Annotated in this window: 1 protein-coding gene; it reads right to left on the reverse strand. The window is 45.7% G+C overall.

The genetic code is table 11. From position 1 onward, the window contains the following. Positions 1-48: 48 nt before the first annotated feature. Positions 49-966: an alpha/beta hydrolase gene (locus tag RJ60_RS15355; RefSeq protein ID WP_099830865.1), complete on the reverse strand. Its 918-nt coding sequence runs from the start codon at positions 964-966 to the stop codon at positions 49-51. Positions 967-1,133 lie beyond the last annotated feature (167 nt).

The following is a 1,133-nucleotide window of genomic DNA, read 5'->3' on the forward strand; positions in this document are numbered from 1 at the left end:
TAGAGGTAAGAAAGGCAAGATCTAATTGGTCTTCTTACCTCTGGCCTCTTACGTCTCGTCTTTTTTGGCCTCGGAACTTATCTGACTGTACTGCTCATCGAGTAATCGATTCAGAAAATCCGTTACCGCTGAAGTAAGACCATCTTCTGGCAGTCCCAGATCTGTGTTTACACCGGCGTGATTTTTGTCTATAGCGTGGTATAACCAGACGGGTATTCCGGAGAGCTGTAGTTCCAGAGCAAAGTCTCTGGAGATCTCTTCAGACTTGATACGTCTGCCGGCATATACTATCAGGAACGGAGGTATCGATTTTCCTGAAGAGACATGGTTTATCGGGGACGCGTCATACCACACCTCTTCTTCGCGACCAAAAGCATTGATATACATCAAATCAACTGCGATTCCCTCGTTATAATCTTCAAGACTAGCTCGTATGTCATAACCCGCTCCATCAAGGAGAATAACCCCACTGATTGCTTCAAGACCGACCCCGCATTCCTCAAGGTATCTCTCATCAGTCGAAACGAGTGCGGCAAGGTGCGCTCCGGCAGAATGACCCATAATGAATATTCTATCTGCGTCTCCTCCATAAGAAGGAATATTCTCTTTCACCCACGCAACAGCGGCGGCCACATCTTGAACGTGTACCGGGTGTTTCACTTCTGGTGATAGCCTGTAATTTACGCTCACGAATATCCAGTTATTCGAGATGAAATAGGGAACCTTGTGTAGGGTGACATCCCTGTTTGCCTTATCCCCTCTTCTCCAGCCACCTCCGTGAATCATTATCATTACCGGGAAAGAAGAGGTTTCAATCCCGGATCCTTTCGGTACATAGATGTCCAGGCTGTTCAGCAGACTGTTGTCCTGAGATCTGTATGGAATATCCGAATGCAAAGTGTAATTCTCCGCTGCAAAGCAAAAGCTGCTAACAGCGGCAATTACGATAATCAAGAATGATTTCATGCGGTCACCTCCAGTAAGAATATACTCCTGAAAGCGTGGAAAATTCGTGGAATCTTCCTCGGTCACTGGAAAGAGATCTAATGAACAGAAAGGCAAATGGTATCACAAAGAGCAAGTAAACCATAAGCATTGTCACCCTATCGAAGTTGTCGATATAGACGATAGTG

The sequence above is a fragment of the Mesotoga sp. B105.6.4 genome (genome assembly GCF_002896535.1).
Taxonomy (GTDB): Bacteria; Thermotogota; Thermotogae; order Petrotogales; family Kosmotogaceae; genus Mesotoga.